General features: G+C 63.0%; 25 protein-coding genes and 1 pseudogene. 15 read left to right on the top strand and 11 right to left on the bottom strand.

Annotated elements, in window-relative coordinates:
* Positions 1–8 precede the first annotated feature (8 nt).
* Positions 9–1,022, bottom strand: a complete 1,014-nt coding sequence (locus tag CE_RS08415; RefSeq protein ID WP_011075564.1) for an ABC transporter ATP-binding protein — start codon at positions 1,020–1,022, stop codon at positions 9–11.
* A 6-nt stretch (positions 1,023–1,028) separates the two neighbouring features.
* Positions 1,029–2,789 carry a polyprenol phosphomannose-dependent alpha 1,6 mannosyltransferase MptB gene (gene mptB, locus CE_RS08410; RefSeq protein WP_006767689.1) on the bottom strand — a complete coding sequence of 587 codons (1,761 nt, stop codon included), beginning with the start codon at positions 2,787–2,789 and terminating at the stop codon, positions 1,029–1,031.
* A 398-nt stretch (positions 2,790–3,187) separates the two neighbouring features.
* Here mptB and CE_RS08405 point away from each other — a divergent pair, with 398 nt between their 5' ends.
* The 7 genes from CE_RS08405 (at position 3,188) to CE_RS08375 (ending at position 9,429) form a co-directional block, all read left to right on the top strand.
* Positions 3,188–3,832 carry a helix-turn-helix transcriptional regulator gene (locus CE_RS08405; RefSeq protein ID WP_006767688.1) on the top strand — a complete coding sequence of 215 codons (645 nt, stop codon included), beginning with the start codon at positions 3,188–3,190 and terminating at the stop codon, positions 3,830–3,832.
* On the top strand, positions 3,829–5,274 hold the full coding sequence (sufB, locus tag CE_RS08400) for a Fe-S cluster assembly protein SufB (RefSeq protein WP_006767687.1): 1,446 nt from the start codon (positions 3,829–3,831) through the stop codon (positions 5,272–5,274). Before CE_RS08405 ends, sufB begins: the two co-directional genes overlap by 4 nt.
* Before the next feature lie 5 nt (positions 5,275–5,279).
* On the top strand, positions 5,280–6,464 hold the full coding sequence (gene sufD, locus CE_RS08395) for a Fe-S cluster assembly protein SufD (RefSeq protein WP_006767686.1): 1,185 nt from the start codon (positions 5,280–5,282) through the stop codon (positions 6,462–6,464).
* Positions 6,465–6,549: 85 nt separating this feature from the next.
* A complete protein-coding gene (sufC, locus tag CE_RS08390; protein WP_006767685.1) occupies positions 6,550–7,308 on the top strand; it encodes a Fe-S cluster assembly ATPase SufC in 759 nt (252 codons plus the stop codon).
* 2 nt (positions 7,309–7,310) lie between these two features.
* Positions 7,311–8,579: a cysteine desulfurase gene (locus CE_RS08385; protein WP_006767684.1), complete on the top strand. Its 1,269-nt coding sequence runs from the start codon at positions 7,311–7,313 to the stop codon at positions 8,577–8,579.
* Positions 8,576–9,022, top strand: a complete 447-nt coding sequence (sufU, locus tag CE_RS08380) for a Fe-S cluster assembly sulfur transfer protein SufU (RefSeq protein WP_006767683.1) — start codon at positions 8,576–8,578, stop codon at positions 9,020–9,022. The genes CE_RS08385 and sufU overlap by 4 nt, the downstream gene beginning before the upstream one ends.
* Positions 9,019–9,429: a metal-sulfur cluster assembly factor gene (locus CE_RS08375; RefSeq protein ID WP_006767682.1), complete on the top strand. Its 411-nt coding sequence runs from the start codon at positions 9,019–9,021 to the stop codon at positions 9,427–9,429. Before sufU ends, CE_RS08375 begins: the two co-directional genes overlap by 4 nt.
* Before the next feature lie 70 nt (positions 9,430–9,499).
* Here the strand turns inward: CE_RS08375 and CE_RS08370 are convergent, their stop codons facing one another.
* Both CE_RS08370 and CE_RS08365 read right to left on the bottom strand, forming a co-directional pair.
* Positions 9,500–10,789, bottom strand: coding sequence for a lycopene cyclase family protein (locus CE_RS08370; RefSeq protein WP_006767681.1), 1,290 nt, complete (start codon positions 10,787–10,789; stop codon positions 9,500–9,502).
* 17 nt (positions 10,790–10,806) lie between these two features.
* Positions 10,807–11,463, bottom strand: a complete 657-nt coding sequence (locus CE_RS08365; RefSeq protein ID WP_011075560.1) for a hypothetical protein — start codon at positions 11,461–11,463, stop codon at positions 10,807–10,809.
* A gap of 101 nt (positions 11,464–11,564) precedes the next feature.
* On the opposite strand from CE_RS08365, the gene CE_RS08360 reads away from it, so the two are divergent.
* From CE_RS08360 to CE_RS08345, 4 genes are all read left to right on the top strand, one after another.
* Positions 11,565–13,196: an ABC-F family ATP-binding cassette domain-containing protein gene (locus tag CE_RS08360; RefSeq protein WP_006767679.1), complete on the top strand. Its 1,632-nt coding sequence runs from the start codon at positions 11,565–11,567 to the stop codon at positions 13,194–13,196.
* A 126-nt stretch (positions 13,197–13,322) separates the two neighbouring features.
* Positions 13,323–13,748, top strand: coding sequence for a hypothetical protein (locus CE_RS08355; protein ID WP_006767678.1), 426 nt, complete (start codon positions 13,323–13,325; stop codon positions 13,746–13,748).
* Positions 13,745–14,086, top strand: a complete 342-nt coding sequence (locus tag CE_RS08350) for a transcriptional regulator (RefSeq protein WP_006767677.1) — start codon at positions 13,745–13,747, stop codon at positions 14,084–14,086. The genes CE_RS08355 and CE_RS08350 overlap by 4 nt, the downstream gene beginning before the upstream one ends.
* On the top strand, positions 14,083–14,646 hold the full coding sequence (locus CE_RS08345) for a GNAT family N-acetyltransferase (protein WP_006767676.1): 564 nt from the start codon (positions 14,083–14,085) through the stop codon (positions 14,644–14,646). The genes CE_RS08350 and CE_RS08345 overlap by 4 nt, the downstream gene beginning before the upstream one ends.
* A 20-nt stretch (positions 14,647–14,666) precedes the next feature.
* Here CE_RS08345 and CE_RS15645 read toward each other — a convergent pair.
* Positions 14,667–15,231 (bottom strand): annotated as a pseudogene (locus CE_RS15645) (dihydrofolate reductase family protein).
* Between the two features lie 212 nt (positions 15,232–15,443).
* On the opposite strand from CE_RS15645, the gene CE_RS14930 reads away from it, so the two are divergent.
* Both CE_RS14930 and CE_RS08330 read left to right on the top strand, forming a co-directional pair.
* Positions 15,444–15,620 carry a CsbD family protein gene (locus CE_RS14930; protein WP_006767673.1) on the top strand — a complete coding sequence of 59 codons (177 nt, stop codon included), beginning with the start codon at positions 15,444–15,446 and terminating at the stop codon, positions 15,618–15,620.
* Between the two features lie 100 nt (positions 15,621–15,720).
* Positions 15,721–16,227 (top strand): DUF1990 domain-containing protein, encoded by a 507-nt coding sequence (locus tag CE_RS08330; RefSeq protein WP_231295011.1) that lies wholly within the window; start codon positions 15,721–15,723, stop codon positions 16,225–16,227.
* A gap of 3 nt (positions 16,228–16,230) precedes the next feature.
* Here CE_RS08330 and CE_RS08325 read toward each other — a convergent pair whose 3' ends face one another.
* From CE_RS08325 to CE_RS08315, 3 genes are all read right to left on the bottom strand, one after another.
* Positions 16,231–18,927 (bottom strand): HAD-IC family P-type ATPase, encoded by a 2,697-nt coding sequence (locus CE_RS08325; protein WP_049783616.1) that lies wholly within the window; start codon positions 18,925–18,927, stop codon positions 16,231–16,233.
* 106 nt (positions 18,928–19,033) lie between these two features.
* Positions 19,034–20,353 (bottom strand): PFL family protein, encoded by a 1,320-nt coding sequence (locus CE_RS08320; RefSeq protein WP_407921254.1) that lies wholly within the window; start codon positions 20,351–20,353, stop codon positions 19,034–19,036.
* Between the two features lie 184 nt (positions 20,354–20,537).
* A complete protein-coding gene (locus tag CE_RS08315) occupies positions 20,538–20,807 on the bottom strand; it encodes an ACT domain-containing protein (protein WP_006767669.1) in 270 nt (89 codons plus the stop codon).
* A gap of 55 nt (positions 20,808–20,862) precedes the next feature.
* Here CE_RS08315 and CE_RS08310 point away from each other — a divergent pair, with 55 nt between their 5' ends.
* Complete coding sequence (locus CE_RS08310; protein WP_231295010.1) at positions 20,863–21,126, top strand: hypothetical protein; 264 nt, start codon at positions 20,863–20,865, stop codon at positions 21,124–21,126.
* A gap of 13 nt (positions 21,127–21,139) precedes the next feature.
* A complete protein-coding gene (locus CE_RS08305; RefSeq protein WP_011075557.1) occupies positions 21,140–21,805 on the top strand; it encodes an NAD(P)H-binding protein in 666 nt (221 codons plus the stop codon).
* 21 nt (positions 21,806–21,826) lie between these two features.
* Here the strand turns inward: CE_RS08305 and CE_RS08300 are convergent, their stop codons facing one another.
* The 3 genes from CE_RS08300 to CE_RS08290 form a co-directional block, all read right to left on the bottom strand.
* Positions 21,827–22,732, bottom strand: a complete 906-nt coding sequence (locus tag CE_RS08300) for an IS982-like element ISCef3 family transposase (RefSeq protein WP_011074985.1) — start codon at positions 22,730–22,732, stop codon at positions 21,827–21,829.
* 68 nt (positions 22,733–22,800) lie between these two features.
* Complete coding sequence (locus CE_RS08295) at positions 22,801–23,583, bottom strand: glutamine amidotransferase (RefSeq protein WP_049783615.1); 783 nt, start codon at positions 23,581–23,583, stop codon at positions 22,801–22,803.
* Positions 23,584–23,702: 119 nt separating this feature from the next.
* Positions 23,703–24,269: a TetR/AcrR family transcriptional regulator gene (locus CE_RS08290; RefSeq protein WP_006767665.1), complete on the bottom strand. Its 567-nt coding sequence runs from the start codon at positions 24,267–24,269 to the stop codon at positions 23,703–23,705.
* Positions 24,270–24,356 lie beyond the last annotated feature (87 nt).

Raw genomic sequence — 24,356 nt, 5'->3', positions numbered from 1 at the left:
GACCTCGGTCAGCTCCTCAACTCTTTGCCGGTGATGTCGAGGAAGACATCCTCGAGCGACCGGTGATTCGTGCTCAGATTCCGGATCAGCACATCCTGCTCGGCCACGGCTTCGGTGATCAACGCGATCACTCCCGGGGTGGGGTCGGTTTTCAGGGTGTAGGCCAATGGCCGGCTCGCCCGCACGGAGACGTTGGCCAGTCCCCGGGCATGGAGCTTGTCGACGAGCACCTCCGCATCCAGTGCGGACGTGGTCTCCAGCGACACGGTTCCCCCCAGCTCGCGACCCTGGTTGGTGAGCTGCTCGGGGGTGCCCTGGGCCACGATCCGACCCTGGTCGATGATGATGACGTGATCGGCCAGCGCCTCGGCCTCATCCATGAGGTGGGTGGTCAACACCACCGTCACACCGTCCCGGCGGAGGTCCCCGATGAGTTCCCAGACCATGTTCCGGGACTGGGCATCCATGCCCGCGGTCGGCTCATCGAGGAAGATGATCTCCGGCCGGCCGATCAGCGCCAGCGCCAGGGACAGGCGCTGCTGCTGACCACCGGAGAGACGCCGGTAGGTGGTCCGGCGGGCCCCGGTGAGCCCGACGACATCGAGCAACCACTCCGGATCATGGGGGTTGTCATTGTAGGAGGCGGCGAGATTGAGCATCTCACCGACCCGGATGCCACTGTAGGACCCCCCGCCCTGCAGCATGATGCCGATCCTGCGGCGGACCTGGTCGGGATGGGTGGTGGGATTGATCCCCAGCACGCTGATCCGCCCCGAGGTGGGGCGGGTGAACCCCTCGCACATCTCGATGGTGGTGGTCTTACCGGCGCCATTGGGTCCCAACAGTGCCAGCACGGTGCCGCGTTCCACGGTGAAGGACAGGCCATCGACGGCGGTATTGTCTCCATAGCGCTTCACCACATCATCAACAACGATGGCGGTCTGGTTGGCACGGTGGACGGGGGATGGGGAATCCGCAGCCGTGTCAGCTAGGGCGCGGTGAACAGGAAACTTAGATGTCACGGTAATTCAGTGTAAACCAAAGGTTGTAGACCACCTACGTCGGCTCAGCACCCACCATCCGAGGACCACGGTGATGATGAATCCGATGAGCGCACCGGAATAGATGGTGAAGATGGTGTTGGCCGGGAGCGCCAGACCCCGGGGCAGAACAAAGAAGCTGAAGGCGGTGGAGTAGGCCACCACACCGATCTGGAAGAACAGGCGGTTGGCCCACGGGGCCAGGGGGACAATGGCCCAGAGCATGTACCAGGGGTGGACGACGGGGAAGAGGAGGACCAGGACGAAGGTGGAGACACCAAGGGCACCGACCGGGTGGATGTGGCCGCGGTAGGTGGCGAACAACATACGCACCATGAAGCCTCCGGCGACGATGATCCCGGCGGCACGGGTGGTGACCAGGATCGCTGTCGTGTGATCACCCAGGCCCAGGTGCATGCCGAGGAAACCGGCGATCACCCCGATATCGGTGGTCATGGACATCCAGCTGCGGATCGATGCCGCCCCTCCCTGGCCGGTGACCCACCCGAGCCCGATGCCCGTGATCACGGTGGCCAGCGCCACGCTCGCAATCAGTAGGGCCACCTGGATCAAGGCGGCGAACCCGACCGAGAGGACATGGTTGTGCCCGCGGGCGTGGATCTCCCGGGCGATCGCCATGCCGATGAACCCCAGGGCGATGAACCCGGTCACCTTCACCATGCCCGAACACGAAATGAGTACCCCACCGGCGATGAGATGGAGGGCGGCCGGGCCGAAGAGTCCGGCGCGGATGCGGTCTGTGCCACGCAGGCCCATCTCCAACCCCACCAGCATGAGACCGAGGAGAATGGACTCGTTGTGGATACCACCGATGAGATGGAGGATGAGCAGTGGGTTGAGGATGCCGAGCCAGAAGGCAACGGACTCCGGGACCCGGCACCTGCGCGCCAGCATGGTCACGGCCCAGCCGGCGGCAAGCACCCCCAGGAGGGAGACAATCCGGTGGCCGAACACCCCGGCCACGATGCTGTCACCGGTGATCACACTGATCGCGGAGGCCACTCCCAACGCCACCGGCCCGTAGGGCGACGGGGACTGCGCCCAGATGAACGGCACCGACCGTGCCAGGTGGTTGTCCGGACCGAGCAGGTCGAGGGGACCGGCGGAGTAGGGATCCATCCCCTGGGCCACGATCGAACCCTGGGCCAGGTAGGAATAGATGTCCTGGGTGAACAGTGGGGCGGTCAGCATGATCGGCGCAACCCACGCGATGAAGGTGCGTCGCAGCATGGAGATGCTCACGCGCGCCGGGAGGGAGTCACGTCGACGGATGGACACCCCGGTGAACGGGGCCATCAGCACCCATGCCAGAACCAGCAGGCCCACGCCGATGAGCACCACCATGGAGGAGGTCTGGAGCATCCGGGCCATGAAGTTGCCCCCCGGGAAACCGGCGTAGGGATTGTTGATCACCGGGAGCGCACCGGCCCCCAGGGCGCCGAAGGCGATCATGAGGGCGCCCATGGTGCCGATGAGCCGCAGCAGTGTGAAGCGGCCCAGTTCCGGACCGGTGAGCGGTGAGGTGGGCTGTTGGGGGGCGGTGGGGGTGTCGACAAGCGCCGTGGGGGCGTCACCGACGTGCAGCGTGGCCGACCTGGAACCGGCGCGTCCCAGTCGGGGCAACTCGCGGAAGACCGCCCGGAAGGGGCGTGGAACCCGGTTCAGCCAGTTGCGCTGCAATCCGGGTTCCGTATCAATGGTGTGTTTCTCGCCCTCTGTCACGCGCATCAGTCTACGCACCGAGGGGGGTCATTCCGCGATCCGGTGAGCGGTGTTTGCGGGTTTGTCGGCACATCGATCCGGGTGTGACGGACATCTCATCTCGGGGGTGATGGGTGGGCGCGTCTCGTGGGGGTTGGGGTAAATGGGGGAAGCGCTGCATAAATAAGGGCACCCTTGGATGTGGGTGTGCGATTTATGTCGCTGCCTATCAACTGGGTTTCCGCTGGTTATTGAATGTGGGATTGGACACGGGGATAGAATTAGGGAACACTTGTGTTGTCTAAAGATGTAAGTGATTTACCGCAAGCAATCACAAGCTTCAACGAGCGGAGGTGAGACCAGTGGGAGATGCATTCATTGATCGTGAGGCATCCGGTGCCGACGGGGATACCCGACGAAACATCATGCTGATTCTTCTGGAGCGAGCCCCTGTGACTGCGTCCGAGATTGCGGACCAACTTCAGCTTTCCACTGCAGGAGTGCGCAGACACTTAGACAACCTGGTCGAGGATGAACTGATCGAGGCCACCAAGCCCAGACAGAATCCCTACGAACCCAAGACACGGGGGAGGCCGGCGAAGTCGTACCGGCTGACCTCCCAGGGTCGGGCGATATTCGGCCATGAATACGACACCCTGGCAGCTTCGGCCCTCGCCACCCTCCGGGAGTTCGGCGGGGATGAGGCTGTCCGTGAGTTTGCCAGAAGGCGGATCGCGACCATCGTCGAGGGGGTCACCCCGGCGGAGGTCAGCGAACAGTCTATCAGGGACACAGCCAAATCCCTGGTCGATGCCTTCAGCAGACACGGTTATGCAGCTACAGTCGACGCCGCCGGCGGGGGACTGCAGATCTGCCAGCATCACTGCCCCATCTCCAACGTGGCAACGGAATTCCCGGAGCTGTGCGAGGCGGAGCACCATGCTGTGTCAGAACTGCTGGGTCTACACACCCAGCCCCTGGCCACCATCGCGGATGGACATGGCATCTGCACGACCAACATTCCATTGACACCCATCACACACACTCCTGATGAAAGGAGCGGATCATGACTTCGGCAACTACGAACCCCGGGGCTACCCAGCCCATGACCGATGACCAGATTATCGAGTCCATCGGCCCGTACAACTACGGTTGGCACGACTCCGACGACGCTGGCGCCTCCGCACGACGCGGCCTCAGCGAGGAGGTCGTCCGTGACATCTCCGCCAAGAAGGGCGAGTCCGAGTGGATGCTCCAGCAGCGTCTGAAGGCCCTGTCCATCTTCGAGAAGAAGCCGATGCCGACCTGGGGTGCTGACCTCTCCGGTATCGACTTCGACCAGATCAAGTACTTCGTGCGCTCCACCGAGAAGCAGGCGCAGTCCTGGGAGGATCTCCCCGAAGACATCAAGAACACCTATGACCGCCTGGGCATCCCGGAGGCCGAGAAGCAGCGTCTCGTCGCCGGTGTCGCAGCCCAGTACGAGTCCGAGGTGGTCTACCACCAGATCCGCGAGGACCTGGAAGAGAAGGGTGTCATCTTCCTCGACACCGATACCGCCCTCAAGGAGCACCCTGAGCTGTTCCAGGAGTACTTCGGCACCGTCATCCCCGCCGGTGACAACAAGTTCTCCGCACTGAACTCCGCCGTGTGGTCCGGTGGCTCCTTCATCTACGTGCCCAAGGGCGTCCACGTGGACATCCCCCTGCAGGCCTACTTCCGCATCAACACCGAGAACATGGGTCAGTTCGAACGCACCCTGATCATCGTTGATGAGGATGCCTACGTGCACTACGTCGAGGGCTGCACCGCCCCGATCTACAAGTCCGACTCCCTGCACTCCGCAGTGGTGGAGATCATCGTGAAGAAGGGTGGTCGCTGCCGCTACACCACCATTCAGAACTGGTCCAACAATGTCTACAACCTGGTGACCAAGCGCACCAAGGTTGAAGAGGGCGGCACCATGGAATGGGTCGATGGCAACATCGGTTCCAAGGTCACCATGAAGTACCCGGCCGTCTGGATGACCGGCCCGCACGCCAAGGGTGAGGTCCTCTCCGTGGCCTTCGCCGGCGAGGGACAGTTCCAGGACACCGGCGCCAAGATGGTCCACATGGCTCCGCACACCTCCTCCAACATCGTGTCCAAGTCCGTGGCACGTGGTGGCGGACGCGCAGCCTACCGTGGTCTGGTCCAGATCAACGCCAACGCGCACCACTCCACCTCCAATGTCGAGTGTGACGCCCTCCTGGTCGACGACATCTCCCGTTCCGACACCTACCCGTACAACGACATCCGCAACGATCACGTGTCCCTCGGCCACGAGGCCACCGTGTCCCAGGTCTCCGAGGAGCAGCTGTTCTACCTCATGAGCCGCGGACTCGCGGAAGAAGAAGCAATGGCCATGATCGTCCGTGGCTTCGTTGAGCCGATCGCGAAGGAACTCCCGATGGAGTACGCCCTCGAGCTCAACCGCCTGATCGAACTGCAGATGGAAGGATCGGTGGGCTAAGCCCAATGACTACTACTGAAGTGGAAACTGTCAACGCCGCCACCCCGCACAACACCAAGGGTGACGTCTTCTCCTCCTACAACGTGGAGGACTTCCCGATCCCACGCGGTCGCGATGAGGTCTGGCGTTTCATCTCCCTGCGTCGTCTGCGTGGTCTGCACAACGGTGAATTCGCACCGGCAACCACCTCCGATGTCGCAGTTGAGATCCCGGCCGGTGCCGAGGGTGTCACCCACGAGGTCGTGGGCCGTGACGACGAGCGTCTCGGACGCGCCGGCGCACCGGTTGACCGCGTCGCCGCACAGGCATGGACCTCCATGGAGCAGGGTGACGTGATCACCTTCGCCCGGGACACCCAGAACAAGACCCCCGTGGTCATCACCGTCACCGGCAAGGGTGAGGGTGTCACCTCCTTCGGGGCCATCTCCATCGAGGTGGAGCCGGGTGCGGAGGCCATCGTGGCGCTGCAGTATGTCGGTTCCGGTACCCACGCGGACAACGTCGAATTCATCGTCGGCGACAATGCCCGCCTGACCGTGATCACCGACACCCACTGGAACAATGACGCTGTTCACCTCAGCAACCAGCTGGCGAAGATCGGCCGTGACGCCACCCTGCGCCACACCGTCGCCACCTTCGGCGGTGAGGTGGTCCGCATCGTCCCACGCGTGCGTTTCACCGCCCCCGGTGGCGATGCGGAGATGCTCGGCGTCTACTTCGCAGATGACGGACAGTACTTCGAGCAGCGACTGCTCGTGGATCACGCTGTCCCGAACTGCCGCTCCAACGTCCTGTACAAGGGCGCACTCCAGGGTGACAAGGACTCCGACAAGCCCGAGGCCCGTACCTGCTGGGTCGGCGATGTCCTCATCCGCTCCAATGCCCACGGCACCGACACCTACGAGGCCAACCGCTCCCTGGTGCTCACCGAGGGCGCACGCGCAGATGCCATCCCGAACCTGGAGATCGAAACCGGTCAGATCGTCGGCGCAGGCCACGCGGCCACTGTTGGTCGGTTCAACGACGAACACGTCTTCTACCTGCAGGCACGCGGCATCCCGGCGGATGAGGCACGTCGTCTCATCGTCCGTGGTTTCTTCAATGAGGTCATCAACAAGGTGCCCGTCGAGTCCATCCGTGAGGAACTCGAAAACCGCGTCTCCTCCGAACTCGCCGTTCTCGGAATGTAGGACCATGGGGCCCGCATCTGGCGGCCCCATCCTGCACTTTTTCTTGTACAGATCCGTTTTCAAACCTGAAAGATTGTCTTAAAAGATGAGCACTCTTGAAATCCGTAACCTGCACGCACAGGTCCTGCCTTCCGACGAATCCGCCGAGCCGATCGAGATCCTGAAGGGCGTCAACCTCACCATCAACTCCGGTGAGATCCACGCCATCATGGGCCCCAACGGTTCCGGTAAGTCCACCCTGGCCTACACCATCGGTGGCCACCCGCGCTACGAGATCACCGAGGGCGAGGTCCTCCTCGACGGTGAGAACATCCTGGAGATGGAAGTCGACGAGCGCGCACGCGCCGGAGTCTTCCTGGCCATGCAGTACCCCACCGAGATCCCGGGTGTCTCCGTCGCCAACTTCCTGCGTTCCGCAGCCACCGCCATCCGTGGCGAGGCCCCGAAGCTGCGCGAGTGGGTCAAGGAGGTCCGTTCCGCACAGGAGGCGCTGTCCATCGATCCGGAATTCTCCAACCGCTCCGTCAATGAGGGTTTCTCCGGTGGCGAGAAGAAGCGCCACGAGGTGCTGCAGCTCGACCTGCTGAAGCCGAAGTTCGCCATCATGGATGAGACCGACTCCGGCCTCGATGTCGATGCACTGCGCATTGTCTCCCAGGGCATCAACTCCTACAAGGAGGAGACCAACGGCGGCATCCTCATGATCACCCACTACAAGCGCATCCTGAACTACGTGGAGCCGGACTTCGTCCACGTCTTCGCCGACGGCAGGATCGTCACCACCGGTGGCCCGGAGCTGGCTGACCAGCTCGAGGCCGGCGGCTACGACCAGTTCATCAAGTAGTCATGTCCGATTTCCTCAAAGACGACGGAACCCTCAACGTCGCGCGGATCAGGGAGGAATTCCCGATCCTCAACCGCACGGTGAGGAACGGCCAGCCACTGACCTACCTGGACTCAGGTGCGACATCCCAGCGCCCCGAGCGGGTGTGGCGTGCGGAGGAGCGGTTTGTTCTGCACACCAACGCCCCGGTTCACCGTGGCGCCTACCAGCTCGCTGAGGAAGCCACGGATGCCTACGAGGGTGCGCGTGAGAAGATCGCGGCCTTCGTCGGCGCAGACCAGGATGAGATCGCCTTCACCAAGAATGCGACCGAGGCCCTGAATCTGGTGGCCTACACCCTGGGTGATGACCGCGCGGGCGCGCACCGGGTCCAGGCCGGTGACACCGTGGTGGTGACGGAGCTGGAACACCATGCCAACCTGGTGCCATGGCAGGAACTCTGCCGCAGGACCGGGGCGACACTGAAGTGGTACAAGATCACCCCCGATGGTCGCATCGACCTCGATTCCCTCGAACTCGATGAGACCGTCAAGGTTGTGACCTTCACCCACCAGTCGAACGTGACCGGTGCGGTGTCGGATGTGCCGGAGATGGTGCGCCGTGCGCGGGCAGTGGGTGCCCTGGTGGTGCTCGATGCCTGCCAGTCGGTTCCCCATATGCCGGTTGATTTCCACGCGCTCGATGTGGACTTCGCCGCGTTCTCCGGCCACAAGATGCTGGGACCGTCCGGCGTGGGTGCCGTGTACGGCAAGCGTGAGCTTCTCGACGCATTACCCCCCTTCCTCACGGGAGGTTCCATGATCGAGGTCGTGAACATGGACGGCTCCACCTACGCACCCGCACCGCAGCGTTTCGAGGCGGGAACCCAGATGACCAGCCAGGTCGTCGGGCTCGGTGCCGCGGTGGAGATGCTCACCGAGATCGGCATGGAGGCCATCGCCGCCCATGAGCATGAGCTCACCGCCTACGCCCTGGAGAAACTGCAGGGGATTCCCGGTGTGCAGATCGTGGGTCCGGCCACCGCGGAGAACCGTGGCGGCGCCCTGAGCTTCGCCGTGGATGGTATCCACCCGCATGACCTGGGTCAGGTTCTCGATGATCAGGGCGTGTCCATCCGCGTGGGCCACCACTGCGCATGGCCACTGCACCGCTGCATGAACGTACAATCGACGGCACGGGCATCGTTCTACCTCTACAACACCATGGAGGAGATCGACCGCCTTGTCGACGCCATCGAGAAGGCGAAGCAGTTCTTTGGAGTAGAAGTATGAGACTTGAGCAGATGTACCAGGAGGTGATCCTGGACCATTACAAGAACCCGCAACACAAGGGTCTCCGGGATCCCTTTGATTCCGAGGTACACCACGTCAACCCGTCCTGTGGTGATGAGTTGACCCTGCGTGTGCGACTGTCCGCCGACGGTGAGACCGTGGAGGATGTGTCCTACGAGGCTGTTGGCTGCTCGATCAGTCAGGCATCAACCTCCGTGATGGCCGAGGAGATCGTCGGCCGCCCGGTGGCTGAGGCCATGGTCAAGCTCCAGGAGTTCGAGAAAATGATCGTCTCCCGTGGCCAGGAGGAAGGCGATGAAGACATCATCGGAGACGGCGTGGCCTTCTCCGGTGTGGCCAAGTATCCGGCACGCGTCAAGTGCGCGCTGCTTGGATGGAAGGCCTTCCAGGCGGCCACCGCCGAGGCATTGGAGGAAAAATGAGCGAACCAAATACCGACAACACAGAAGAGCAGCAGAGCTCCGCGACCTTCCAGTCGCCGGAGACCGAGCGCCCCGAGCAGTCCGAGGAGGATCTGGCCAAGGCCAGTGACGTCGAGGAGTACATGCGTGATGTGATCGACCCGGAGCTGGGCATCAACGTGGTTGATCTCGGCCTGGTGTACGACATCTACATCATCAACGGCAACGAGGCCCACATCGATATGACCCTGACGTCACCGGCCTGCCCGCTGACCGATGTCATCGAGGACCAGGCCCGCCAGGCTGTGGTGGGTAACGGCCTCGTGGAGAAGATGTCCCTGAACTGGGTGTGGATGCCACCATGGGGTCCGCACATGATCACCGAGGAGGGACGCGCCCAGCTGCAGGCTCTCGGCTTCGCAGTCTAGGCTGTTCTCCTGACACGGATGTGTCAATGGAAAAACGCCGCCACTTGCACTCGTGCAGGTGGCGGCGTTTCTATTTGCGGAACAGCGCCCCGGGGGCGAGCCGGAACACCGCCAGGGCGGTCGACGGGGTCTGTCTGAATGCGCGGAGGATGATCCGCACCATCACGCGCGCCGTGTCCCACGGACTGGCGCTGATCAGATAGTCCAGCAGATCCCTCTCGGGGAGACCCAGGACAATCGCGAAGAATTCCTGGTACTGGGCGGGGGAGAAGCCGAGGACGACGTTGAGGCCGAAGCGTCGCAACGCATAATTGACCCGCCATGCCCGGGAGGTGGGTGGGGATCCGGCCAGGACCCGGTCGAGCATCTCATCCGTGCCCGCCAGGACAGCGCCGACGCTGTAACCGGTGGCCGGGTGGATCCACCCACCGGCGGTCCCGATGTGGGCTTCCCCCTTGACGCCCTTTCCACCCCAGGGGCCCGCCAGGAAACTCAGGTCCAACGAGGTTCTCCTGCTGACGGGGATCATCCCCAGGGCCAGACCCAGCGGGGTGCGGGCCCGATCACCGGGGATCCCCCGGGGCCCGAGTGGGAAACTGACCACCTCGGTGCGACGGATATCCTCCGTGGCGATCCCCAGCTGTTCCAGGCGTGCCAGGTTCTTGGCCTCCAGATGCGCCAGAAGCGTCTGGGAATCCCCGTCAGTGGCGAGGATCGTCTCCTCGATCAGCCAGGTGCCATCGCCCAGAGGGACGCGGTAGCTGAAGGTGACCGGGCCGTCCTCGGGGAAACCTGCCACCGGTGAGAAATCCATTAGCACCCCGCGACGGTGCGCCTCCGGTACTGAACCTTCCGGAACGACGAGCCCGTGGGCCAACTGGCGTGCTGACATGGTGGACGGCGTGGTGGTGATCCAGAGATGGTCGACTATGTCGATGAAGGAATCGTCTTCAGACATCACCGAGAGTAACTCATCGGATTTGGGTTGGAACCAGCTGCGCAGGGGCCGTCTCTTCTGGGCGGGCACACCATAAAGCACCGTGATTGCGGGGTCAGCCTTTTTCTCCACCACGTCGAAACCACCGAGTTGCTGTTCCCAGCCCGGTACCAGCATGGCGTACTCGGCGGTGAGCACCTGCCGGCCGGTGCGTGAGATCACCTCGGGTGTGAACCTCGAGGCCACGGCCTCATCCGGAAACCAGTCGGGGAGTTGGGAGGCCCACACGCCGATGGTGGAGGGGGCGTTGATCCCCTTTGGATCGATGCCGAGCACCTTCAGCCCGCGTTGGGTGGCGCGATACGCTGCCACCGTGCCGGAGGGTCCGAGGCCGAGCACGGTGACGTCGTAAAGCTCATTCATGCTCTTGAGTGTAGAGGTTAACCGGCCAGGCAACCGAGGAGGAACGCCGTATTCGCGGGGTGAGCCGGGAAGGTGGAGGGGCGGTCGGTGAACAGGCCCGGATTCTCACCGTGAATGGCCAGCTCAAATTCGGCGCGCTCACCCAGGGAGGACCTGCAGGTGTCCAGCGCCACACCGAAGGAGGAGTCAACACGGAAATTCGCCTCGATGGTACCGAGGTTGAAGGAGTAGCTGGCCATCGAGACGAGCAGCCCGTAGACGACAATGGCCACAAAGATCAATGGTCCCAGCACACCCCGCTTGCGGGTCGTGCGGGGTGAGGTGCCCGACAATTGGGGCGGGGAGGAGGTCGGACGTGCCTGCATGGTCCGGTTGTGAGCCCGGGCGGCCTCCGAGGCTTGCTGGGCCTGGGCGTAACGGGCCCCCTGGTCCTTGACATCCGCGATGCGGGAGGCGGTGATGTCCTTGAGCGCCGCCGGATTCAGACCGTATTTCAGCAGTTCACGGAATAGTTGAGGCTGACTGGGGTCACCCTGGAACCGCATGACCATGCTGCCACGCTGGTACTCGTTGAGGAAATAGGACACCAGGTAGTCACGGCCCTCGGATGTGCTGTCCGTCATCCCGGTGGATTCCGCACCCTGTCGACGTGTCCCTCGCTGTGTGGCGCTCATGCCACCAGCCTAAACAAAGACTGCGGCACCCGCTGTGCCAGCACCGGATGGATCGGGGACGTTTAGGGCCTTGGTGTGCATCATTGATAGACTGAACGGTTGTGATTGTCACCAATGATTTAGAAGTGCGCGTCGGCGCGCGAACCCTCCTGACCGCCCCCGGCCAGCACCTGCGCGTGCAGCCGGGTGACCGCATCGGGTTGGTGGGTCGAAACGGTGCGGGCAAGACCACCACCATGCGGATCCTGTCCGGCGAAACCCAGCCGTACGGTGGTTCCGTGACCGTTTCCGGTGACGTTGGATACCTCCCGCAGGACTCCCGCGAGGGCAATATCGAGCAGACCGCCCGCGATCGTGTGCTCTCCGCCCGTGGTCTGGACCAGCTGCGTTCCTCCATGGAGCGCCAGCAGGAGATCATGGAGACCACCGGTGATGCCGCCAAGCTCGACGCCGCGATCCGCAAATACTCGCGTCTGGAGGAGCAGTTCCAGGCGCTCGGCGGGTACGAGGCCGATGCCGAGGCCGCCCAGATCTGCGACAACCTCGGACTCGAGGCCCGCATCCTGGATCAGCAGCTGAAGACCCTGTCCGGTGGTCAGCGTCGCCGTGTTGAGCTCGCCCAGATCCTCTTCGCCGCCACCAACGGCTCCGGCAAGTCCAAGACCACCCTGCTTCTCGACGAGCCGACCAACCACCTCGACGCCGACTCCATCTCCTGGCTGCGTGACTTCCTGTCCAAGCACGAGGGCGGTCTCATCATGATCTCCCACGACGTGGAGCTTCTCGACGCCGTCTGCAACAAGATCTGGTACCTCGACGCCGTGCGTGGCGAGGCCGATGTCTACAACATGGGTTTTGCCAAGTACAAGGACGCCCGCGCCACCGACGAGGCCCGCCGCCGCCGCGAGCGTGCCAACGCCGAGAAGAAGGCCGGTGCCCTCAAGGACCAGGCCGCCCGACTCGGCGCGAAGGCCACCAAGGCCGCCGCCGCGAAGCAGATGATCGCCCGTGCGGAGAAGATGATGGGCAGCCTGGACGAGATCCGTGTCGCCGACCGCGTTGCCAACATCACCTTCCCCGAGCCCGCCCCCTGCGGCAAGACCCCGCTCAACGCCAAGGGCCTGACCAAGATGTACGGTTCGCTCGAGGTGTTCGCGGGTGTGGACCTGGCCATCGACAAGGGCTCACGCGTGGTCGTGCTCGGCTTCAACGGCGCTGGTAAAACCACCCTGCTGAAACTGCTCGCCGGTGTGGAACGCACCGACGGCGAGGGCGGCATCGTCACCGGCTACGGCCTGAAGATCGGCTACTTCGCCCAGGAACACGACACCATCGACCCGGACAAATCCGTCTGGCAGAACACCATCGAGGCCTGCGCGGACGCCGACCAGCAGAGCCTGCGTGGACTGCTCGGCTCCTTCATGTTCTCCGGCGAACAGCTCGACCAGCCCGCCGGCACCCTCTCCGGCGGTGAGAAGACACGCCTGGCCCTGGCCACCCTCGTCTCCTCCCGCGCCAACGTCCTGCTTCTCGACGAACCGACCAACAACCTCGACCCCGTCTCCCGCGAACAGGTCCTCGATGCCCTGCGCACCTACACCGGCGCTGTCGTCCTGGTCACCCACGACCCCGGCGCCGTCAAGGCACTGGAACCCGACCGCGTCATCGTCCTGCCCGACGGCACCGAGGACCTCTGGAACGATGAATACATGGAGATCGTCGAGTTGGCGTAGCCGTGTCCCAGGTGAGCGCATCTTCTCCCCAGCGGACTGACCAGGCACCAGTGGCACAGAAAGTGAAGCGCTGACGTGATTTTCTTAACCATTGATTAATTACTTTATAGATTGCAAAGTGGTTTCATGGTTGAAAAACACATTCCCCTCGACGAGGCGCGATCCCGCCTGGCTGCCAACGAGCGAATCAACAATGATGCACGACGGGCAACCCGGTGGTTCCCCATCTTTGTCGGACTTCAGGCTGTGCTCGCATTCGCCTTTACCACCGCCATCGACGTTGTCGGTGTGCCCTACTGGTCAGTGGCAGGGATACTGCTTCTGGCATCAAGCTGCCTGTGGATAACGGCATTCCGGCATCAATTATCCGCTCCGCGGCATGGACTTCGAAACATGGGTATCGCTGTTGCCACCTGGTTTGTTCTCTATACCTGGATGCTTGACCCCGCCCTCCAATTGGTGGGTGCATCGTCAGTGTGGTGGTGGGTGGCTGCAGGCCTGGTGTCAATCAGCCCCATGACGGCCTGCCTCTTCCCGGGTTCACGGCAATGAGTCACCCACGTAAGAACCTTGACACCCTCATCCATTCGCCGGTGCGGTTCTCTCTCATGGCCGCCCTCCAGAACCTGGAGGATGTGGACTTCCGCTTTCTTGCGGAGCTACTGGAGGTCAGCGATTCCACGCTGTCCCAATCCCTCACCGCATTGTCAGACGCCGGGTTGATCACGATCCGGAAGGAGCCAGCTGGTCGTCGCGTGCGCACCTGGGTCGGCCTCACGACGGAGGGAAAAGATGCGTTCGCACGTCATCTCGCGACTCTCCGGGCCATTCTCGACGCGGGTCAGGAGACCACTCCCTCAGCAGAACCTCCCGAAAGGACCACCCCATGAGCATCCCTTCGCGCCTGGCGACGGGGGAGGATCTCCCCGCCGCTGCCGACGTATTGGCCGCAGCCTTCCATGATTACCCATGGACCCGCCATGTCATCCCCGAGGAAGGGTACGGGCAGCGGTTATGGGAAATTCAACATCTCTATCTCTCCCATGCCCTTGATCAGGGCTTCGTGGCGGTCGCCGGAGACATCGACGGTGTGATCGCCCTATTGCCTCCCCACCCGGCAGCTCCGGGGGACGACGTCATCGGTCGGATTGTTGAACTCCACGGCGACCGGATTGACAGACTGGGACAGGGATCCCCGGAGCATCCTGATGATGAGAGCTGGACCCTCGAAACCCTCGGGGTGGGGCCTGATTCCCAGGGGCGAGGCATCGGTGGTGCTCTCATCACCTGTGCACTGCGTGAAGCAGCAGCACGGGGAGCGCGGGCAGTGCGCCTGGAGACCTCCGATGAACGCAATGTACGACTCTACGAACGACACGGCTTCGTGGTTACCGGTGTCAGTGAGGTGCTAGATGCGCCACCGGTGTGGAGCATGCAGCATCAACGGTGAACAAGACCTGAGCATCGGGTTCAGCGCCGTGCCTCGTAGCGGGCCAGGGTCACGCCACCTGGAAACAGTCTCGTTTCAATCAGATCGAGATGCGTCCGGCTGTCCAGGGTTGTGAAAAATGGTGTGCCACCACCGACCAGGACGGGGTGGGTGACCAGGACGTACTCATCAATCAATCCTGCCTGCATCGCTGCACCGGCAAGGGTGGCGCCCCCGATACTCATCCGTCCGTCACCCTCGGCCTTGAGGCGGGTGATCTTCCGTGACTGCATCGCCCTCCACCAGGCGGGCATTCCATGCCACCGTCTCCAGCGTGGAGGAGAACACCACCTTCGGGGTGTCCCGCCAGTTACGCGCGAACTCGACCTCCATGGGCAGGGCACCGGGCTGTTGGTCCCCTGTGGGCCAATAGGAACTCATAGTCTCCCAGAGTCTGCGTCCATATAAAGCCAGTTCGAATGCCTTGTCCTCGTCCCACCACCATTGGAATAGTTCCTCGCTCGGTTCGCTCCAGGTGATGTCATCGCAGGGCGCGGTGAAATAACCGTCCAGTGACACATTCATTCCATAGACCAGTTTCCGCATGTCAACGCACCTTTCCTCGGTGGATTTCCAGCGTAGCGGGCCTCATCGGTGCAGGTAAAGATGCGAGGGAGAAAATCCTCGATCAGCTGGCATGAGGTCTGTTTTCTTCGCCCCGCATACCGTTCCACCCCGATGGGTATGTGAACTCCGCCACCCGAAATTCGGTACGATGGTGTAGGCAAGTTCAATCAATCAAGCGAGAGGAACACATCATGGGACTCGGCGACAAGATTAGGAACACCGCTGAAAAGGCCTCCGGCAAGGTCAAGGAAGCCACCGGCAAGGCCACCGACAACGAGAAGCTTGAGGCTGAGGGCAAGACCGACCAGTTCAAGGGCAACGCCAAGAACACCGTCGAGAACGCCAAGGACACACTCCGCGGTAACTAACCGGCAGAGGACATCATCAGCCAGACCCCGTCAGTGTCACACTGCACGGGGTCGTGTTATGTCATAAATGTTCAGGCAAACAGAAGGAAAGAGCACCCGGATGGATTATTCAGAGCTGACCTATCCGCAACAGTTCCACGGGCATGCGGAGCGTCTGCTGGAGGGGGAGACGCCCGCGGATCTCGGGCTGGGCGGATGGACCATCACCGACTCCAGCATGGTGCTCGGCCAGGGCCGGGAATGTTTCGACCAGGCCACCCATCGGTTGTTCACCTGGCAGGCCCACCGGTCCGCCGGGGTGCGCGTCCGGGACCTCGGCTCAGACACGGTGGAACTCACCATCGGTCCCACCCGGTCGAGATGCCTCATTCTCAAGCAGAGAACCGACGCTGACCGTTCACTCCTGATCTACGGAACACTACCGGGCCATGTGGAAAGTGGGGAAGAGGCCTTCCAGGTGTCCCTCTCGCCTGATGGCACCGTCACGGGACGGTGCGTGGCGTTTTCCCGCCATGCCTGGATCTGGGCGAGGGTCGGCGCGCCCGTCGCACGGCTGGTGCAGCTCTACATCACGCGTCGGTACCTTCAGGGCATGAAACCGACCTGAAACCTAGGCCGTCCTCCTCCGCACGAATTTCTCCACCTCCACCACCACGAAGATGGCCACACCGGCGGCGACGGGCACCAGCCAGGAATCCAGTGACACGGGGGCGGTGCCGAAGGCGGCATTCATGAAGGGCAGGTAGACGAAGCCCAGCTGGAGCACGAGCATGATGCCAACACACAACCAGGAGACCTGGTTGCCCGTGAACAGCGCTCTTCTGAAGGCATGCACCCGGGAGAAGCGGGTGACAAACAGGTAGAAGATCTGCCCCACCGCGAGACTATTCACTGCGATCGTCCGGGCCTGTTCGAGGGTGGCACCGTTGTCGAGAGCCAGCGAGAACGCCCCGAACGTCATGGCACCCAGCAGGAGAGACACATAGATGATGCGGATGAAAGCCTCGCGGTCGAGGATATTGGCCTTAGGATCGCGGGGTTGACGCTTCATGATGTCGGGCTCCGCAGGCTCAAACGACAACGCCAGCGATAAGGTGATGGAGGTGATCAGGTTGATCCAGAGCACCTGCAGGGGAGTGATCGGCAGCTGCAGACCGAACAGCATGGACACGAAGATCACCAGCCCCTGCGCACCGTTGGTCGGCAGCATGAACACGATGGCCTTGCGCAGGTTGTCATAGATCGTCCGGCCCATCTCCATGGCACGTGCGATCGTGGCGAAGTTGTCGTCCGCCAACACGATATCCGCCGCGTCCTTGGTGGCCTCCGTGCCCTTGATACCCATGGCCACACCCACATCCGCCTGTTTCAGGGAGGGGGCATCATTGACACCGTCACCGGTCATGGAGACGACCTCGCCGTTGGCCTGCAGTGCCCGGACGATGCGGAGCTTGTGTTCGGGGCTGGTTCGGACAAACACCCCTGTGTCGCGGACCAGCTCGCGCAGTTGTTCATCCGTGGCCTCGGTGATCTCCCGGCCGGTGAGCACCCGCTTACCCTGGATTCCCACCTCCCGGGCGATAGCGCTGGCGGTGGAGGCATGATCCCCGGTGATCATCCGCACCCGGACACCCGCCTTCTGCACCGTGTCGATGGCACCGATCACCTCGGTCCGGGGTGGATCCATGATGCCGTAGACACCGAGGAAGGTGAGCTCACCCTGGTCCACCGTGTCGGGGGAGAAATCGTCGACAAGCACCGGCAGGGCGCGCCGGGCTGCGGCGAGCACTCGCAGACCACGGGAACCCAGCTCCTCGATGCGCGCCTCCCAGAACGCCCGGTCGAGCGGTGCCCCTTCCCCCTGGCGTGTGCTGCGGTCCAACAGACGGTCGGGGGCGCCCTTGACCAGCATGATCTGCTCGCCGTCGCCCTCGTGGAGGGTGGCCATGTACTTGTAGGAGGAATCGAAGGGGACCTCGGCGAGCCTCGGCGCAGGTTCCACACCGGTTTTCATGGCGAAGGCCCGGATACCACCGTCGGTGGGTTCACCCACCAGCTGCCAGGCGCCGTCCACCTCGCGGATCTGCGCATCGCAGACATTGGCTGCCACCTGCGCCAGGGCGTGAATATCAGCTGCATCCCCCGGGTGCACCTCCTCACCGGTGTCGCGGTCTGAGATGGTTCCCACCGGTTCATAACCATCGCCGGTGACCTCATAGGAACCGCGGGCGGTGACCAGGGCGCGCACGGTCATCTCATTGCGGGTCAGGGTTCCGGTCTTGTCGGAGCAGATGGTGGTGACCGAGCCGAGGGTTTCCACCGAGTTCAGCTGACGGGTGATGGCATTACGGCCCGCCATGGACTGCACACCCAGGGCGAGCGTGATGGCGATGACAGCCGGCAGACCCTCCGGGATCGCGGCCACCGCGAAACCGATGGCGGACATGATGAGCTGCTCAAAGGGGGTGCCGTGGACCAGCCAGGACACCACCAGCATGATGACAGCCAGGACCACGCAGACGACGGCCAGCGTCGCGGAGAACCTCGACATGGTCCGCGTCAGTGGGGTATCCACACTGTCCACCTGGTCCAGCATGGTGGTGATGCGGCCGATCTCGGTGTCATTGCCGGTGGCGGTGACCACACCGGTGCCTGTTCCGGTCAGGGCGGTGGTGGAGGAGAAACCCATGGAGGTGCGGTCACCGATACCGGCCTCCTCCTCCACCGGTTCCGGTGATTTGACCACTGGATTCGATTCGCCGGTGAGCGCCGCCTCCTCCACCTGCAGATTGGTGGCGGATATGATCCTCACATCCGCTGGAATACGATCCCCGGCGGAGAACCGGATGATGTCACCGGGAACCAGGGTGGTGGCGTCGATCGTGGTCCAGTGCTCATCGCGTAAGACGGTGGATTCCGGCGAGAGCATCTCCCTGATCGAGGCCAGGGCATCGGCTGCCTTACCCTCCTGGATGAACCCGACCATCATGTTGACCACCACCACCGCGGCGATGACGATGGTGTCCGTCCAATGGCCCAACAGTGCGGTCAGCAGGGCTGCGCCGATGAGGACATAGATCATCGGGTCATTGATCTGCCGGAACAGCCGTTGCAGAACCGTTTCCGGTTCGGCCTGGCGCAGTTCATTCGGGCCGTAATGGTCGAGTAGCTGCGCTGCGTGTTCCGAGCTCAGCCCCCGGGTATCCACCTCCAGATGCTCCAGGACCTCATCCGCGCCGAGTGCATGGGGTGCGGTCAGTGGCGGCCTGTCATCTGTGGGGGTTCGAACCTCGGGCGGCTGTGACATGGTGCATATCTCCTGGAGGTCGGGGATCTGACACCACCAGTCTACGTCCGCATCCACACAGTGCCGGGCGTGATGAGTGGGGTGGTGCGCGTCGACAAGCGTCGTTCTAGTTGCGGAACCCGTGGACCGGCGCCGGGATGAAACCACCCCGGTGGACGAAGGCGTGGTTGGAGACGGTATTGACGGGAATGACCGGGGCGTAACCGAGCAGACCGCCGAAATCGACCTCATCACCGGGGACGGTACCGGGCACGGGGATGACCCGCACGGCGGTGGTCTTGTGGTTCATCACACCGATGGCGGCCTCATCCGCGATCATGCCGGAGATGATCTCCGCGGGGGTATCCCCGGGGATCGCGATCATGTCCAGACCGACGGAACAGATCGCAGTCATGGCCTCAAGCTTGTCAATGGAGATGGTGCCGGCGCGCACCGCATCGATCATGCCCTTGTCCTCGGAGACGGGGATGAAGGAACCGGACAACCCACCCACACGCGAACACGCCATCATGCCGCCCTTCTTCACCGCATCGTTGAGCAGGGCGAGAGCCGCTGTGGTGCCGTGGGTACCCACCTGGGCCAGTCCCATTGTCTCCAGGATGTTGGCCACGGAATCACCCACCTCGGCGGTCGGTGCGAGGGACAGATCAACGATGCCGAAGGGCACCCCGAGCCGTTCCGATGCCAACGAGCCCACCAGCTGCCCGGTGCGGGTGATCTTGAAGGCGGCCTTCTTGATCTCCTCGGCGACCTGATCCAATGAGGCACCCTCGAGGTGTTCCAGCGCCCGGCTGACCACGCCGGGACCAGACACACCGACGCTGACCACGCAGTCCGGCTCCTCAATGCCGTGGAAGGCGCCGGCCATGAACGGATTGTCGCCGACGGAGTTGGCAAACACCACCAGCTTGGCGCAGGCGATGGCGGATTGGTCAGCGGTGAGTGTGGCGGCCTGTTTGACCACCTTGCCCATCTCATTGACCGCATTCATGTTGATGCCGGCACGGGAGGAGGCGACATTCACGGACCCACACACCACGTCCGTCTGGCTGAGCGCCTCCGGAATCGAACGGATGAGGTTGATGTCGGCGGTGGTCCCACCCTTTTCCACCAGGGCGGAATAACCGCCGATGAAGTTCACCCCGACCTCCTTCGCGGCGCGGTCCAGCGCATGGGCCACGTCGGCGGGGTTACCTGAACAACCGGCGGTGATCAGGGCGACCGGGGTGACCGAGATGCGCTTGTTCACAATCGGGATACCGAGTTCGCGTTCGATGCCCTCACAGACCTCCACCAGGCGGGCGGCCTGGGTGGTCACCCGGTCATACACCGCCCGGCAGGTCTCCTCCATGGTGCTGCGGGCACACGACAGCAGGCTGATCCCCATGGTCACGGTGCGGATGTCCAGGCGGTACTTCTCGATCATCTCGATGGTGTCGAGGATGCCCCGGGTGGAGCGGTCACTCAGGCCGCTGTGGTTGAAGGCGGAGGGTGCCTGGGTGAGATGGGAGTGGTCGGGCGGGAACGCGGTGGTGTCCATGGTGTGTGGCTCGGATCGACTTCCTGGGTGTGGATGTGCGGGTGGGTTCTAGGGCGGTGTGCGATGGATGTCAGATGTCGTTGACGGCGGAGAACAAGGCCTCGGACTGGATCCTGATGACCAGGCCCTGTTCCTTCTCCACCGATGTCATGCGCTCCTGGATGTCGGCGATGGTCAGTGCCGCGTCATCGAAACCGACGTGGAGGATCATGGTGAACCATTTGTCCATGATGGTCTGGGAGACGTTGTGGATGTTGACATCCAGTTCCGCGAGCGCGGTCGATACAGCTGCGATGATGCCGGTGTGGTCCTGTCCGGTGACAGTCATGATTGCGAACATCTTTTCATCGTACAACTAGGCCCGGACACCACCGTCCGGCGATATCATGAGGGGCATGAGTGAGATGAGGGTGGGATTGTTGACACGTTCGAAGGACCTTGCACGATCCATCCGGGCTGACTGGTTGGATCTCCCCACCGAGCTCCGTTTCCCCCTCATGGCGCTGCTCGCCGGAGAGTCGGCGGCCCGGATCGCCACCTGGTTTTCCCTGGTGCGGCGGCCCGCGGGCACGGTGCGCGGACCCAGGTGGGTATGGGCATGTGTGAGCCTGGTGGTGGGTGCTGGCCCGCTGGCCTACTGGCTGGCCGGACGAAAATAGCTAGGGTGGGGCCATGACACATTCACATAAGATTCTATTGATCGGTGGCCACGGCAAGGTAGCCCTCCTGGCCACGCCGAAGCTTATCGACGCCAACCTCACCGTCACCTCCCTGTTCCGCAATCCGGACCACACCGCCGAAATCGAGGAACTCGGTGCGACACCGCTGCTGCGCGATGTGACCGACCTGTCCGTCGAGGACTGGGCGGAGCTCATGCGCGATGTGGACACCGTGGTCTGGAGCGCCGGCAACGGTGGGAAGAACGGGCCCGATGCGACCTACGCGATCGACCGCGACGCTGCCATCGCCTCCATCGACGGCGCCGCCTCCCTCGGGGAGGATGCTCCCCGCTACATCATGGTCAGCTACATCGGGGCTACGAAGCACACCGTGGATCCATCTCACTCCTTCTACCCCTACGCGGCATCGAAGAAGGCAGCCGATGAGCACCTGGCCGCCTCCGGCCTGGATTACCTCATCCTGGCACCCGCGGCACTGACCCTCGATGAGGTCAACGGCATCTCCGTCATCGATGATGATCCCGAGGTCGCCGGGGAGCGCAGCACCTCACGTCATCTGGTCGCGGAGGTCATCGCGGAATTCGCTGCGCGTGACGCCTTCCCGGAGAACCGCGTACTGGCCTTTGTCGACGGCGGGGACAAGGTCTCGGAGATCTAGATGATTAAGTCCTATTGATTTTTAGTGGTCGTAGGCGATCAGGGAGCGTTTGTTGGGGGCGTCGATGAGCCAGTTGTGCCAGATCCCGGCGGCCAGGGCCAAAAGTTTCGCGGCGACTCGGGCGTAGACGCCTTCGACGGTGCGCCCGCCGTGCTGCTCGAGGCCGAGTTGGCCTTTAAGCGTGTCGAAGACGGACTCGACCCACTGGCGGATACCACCGAGGGCCCCGAACCGGGGCTTTTCATCCTTGCGGTCGGGACGGACGAGGTGGGCGCCAAGCTCGTCGGTGACAAACGCCTCGAACTCTTTCCCGGCGAAGCCCTTGTCCGCCAGGATGACCTGCCCGTCGTGCACCAGATGACAGTCATGATCAAGCAGGACCTGGGTGGTTTCCCGCTCGCCGATCTTCGGGTTGGCCAGCCCCCAGATCACCGGCATCCCGTCCGGGGTGCAGACCAGATACAGGCGAAAACCCCAGAAGAACCTCGAATGCGAGGCGCAGTAGCCGTAGCCGGCATGCCCGACCAGGTCAGAGCGTTTGACTGTCTCTCTTGAGGTGCCGCAGGGTACCGGGGTGGAGTCGAGTAGTCGCAGGATCTCGTGCCAGGAGGCGGTGTCTTTGGCCAGGGCGGTGATCACCGCGCTGATCAACGGGCCGGCGGCCCGGATGCGCTTGTTGTAGCCCGATTGTTGGGGCATCGCCGGGAACATTCCGGTCAGGTGTGCCCGGGCGTAGCGCACCCATCGGGATTCTGAGGAGGATCCGTGCAGCAGGTGTTGGGCGACGGCCAGGCACAGCAGTTCGGCGTCATCGAGGGCTGGTCGGCGCCCTGGGCGGTGAGTCCGGTCGTAGTCCAGATCGGGCAGGACACGGTCGACCAGGGTGACGTAGAGTGTGGTCAGGAGAGTGTTTAGTTTGTTGTTCACACCAAAAACTCAAGCACTCTCCGCCCTCGTTGAACAGACCTGCGCGCGAGAGTCCTAATAGGACTTACTCATCTAGACCCGGGGGAGCTTAGGCGGTGACCGCCGGACGGTTGGTGTTCGGCACCGTCCGCCGGGCGCGTGCCCTCACAGACCTCAATGAAATTGCGCAACACCCGGTTGGCGTAGACCGCATCCACGCTCGGCAGGCCGGCGATGATCTGGTCATAGTCCTCGGGGGAGAAGTAACCGTAATTGGCATAGAAGTCCATGCGGTTCTTCATGGCCAGGGCATCCATGTCGGCGTGGAACTGCACGGCCCAGGTTGTGGCATTCGCCCGGACCATCTGCACGGGGCAGGTGGGACCGGTGGCCAGTACCCGGTGACCGGGGGCGGCGGTCACCACATTTTCCGTATGGCCTGTGAAGGACATGAACGTGTCCGGTAGATCATGGGTGAGAATGTCACGCTGTCCCTCCTCGGTGAGGTGCACCGAGGTGGGGCCGGACTGCTCTGGATGGGTCCGCCCGACCTCCCCGCCATCCAGGTGGGCGAGGAAGGTATTTCCATAACAGACAAACATGGTGGGCAGGGGCTGCCGGGCGAGTGCTGCGAGTTGGCGGTGGACGTGATGCTGCCACGCGTCGTATTCGAAGTTGGTCACATTCAGCGGACTTCCGCCGACGATGACACCATCGAAACCCTCGAGGCTCCCGACGATCGTATCCACCGAATCCAGCATTCGGGAGGTCAGTTCATCAGGCTTGAGTCCAGTGGACTGCAGGAAATCACGACGTTCGGCTGCGACGACGGCCTCGCCCTGGCGGGGTTGTACAAGAAGAACTGAAACCATACCGCTTAGTCTAGATGGTGGTCTGTCCTTTGGCAGAATCCGCACGGTGGAATGGCATAACCCCGGTGCCCGGAGATGATTCCGGGCACCGGGGTCAGCAGGTGAAGCGGGGGACCGGATCAGTCCGGGCGACGGACCGAGGTCTCCACCAGGTCGAGGACCTCGGAGAGCCCCTCGGTGGAGGCGCCCGTGGCCAGCCTGGAGATGAACCCGTCCATCACCGTCTCCAGATAGAGGTGGAGGACCTCGATGGGGACGTCGGTACGCATACGACCCTTGTCGGCGTTGCGTGCCAGACGTACCCGCACGGCCTCGTCGAGAACACTCTGGTGATCGGTCCACTTGGCGCGGAACTCCGGATCGGTGCGCAGCTGTTTGGAGATCTCCAGTCGGATCGACAGCCAGTCATACCGTTCCGGATCCTCCAACATTCCCCGCATGACCTCGACCAGACCATTCTCCGACACGGTCTCGGCCATGCGGGCGGCATCCTCCCGGGCCAGGGCGAGGAAAAGCTTCTCCTTGTCACCGAAGTGGTGGAAGATGGCCCCGCGGGATTTCCCGGTGGCCTCCTCCAGTCGTCGTACGGTGGCGCCTTCGTAGCCGTGTTCCGCAAAGCACCGACGGGCGCCCTCCAGGATCTCCTGGCGACTGTTTACCGGCTTATCGCCTGTCGCTACGGACACGTGGGACTCCTTAGGGGAAGGTGCATGCCTCCGAAGTGGGACGCATGGTCAGGGGTGTGGGGGTGAAGATACAGGTACAACAATGGG

This window comes from Corynebacterium efficiens YS-314 (genome assembly GCF_000011305.1).
Classification (GTDB): Bacteria; Actinomycetota; Actinomycetes; order Mycobacteriales; family Mycobacteriaceae; genus Corynebacterium; species Corynebacterium efficiens.
This window is presented reverse-complemented; position numbering and strand designations above follow the sequence as displayed.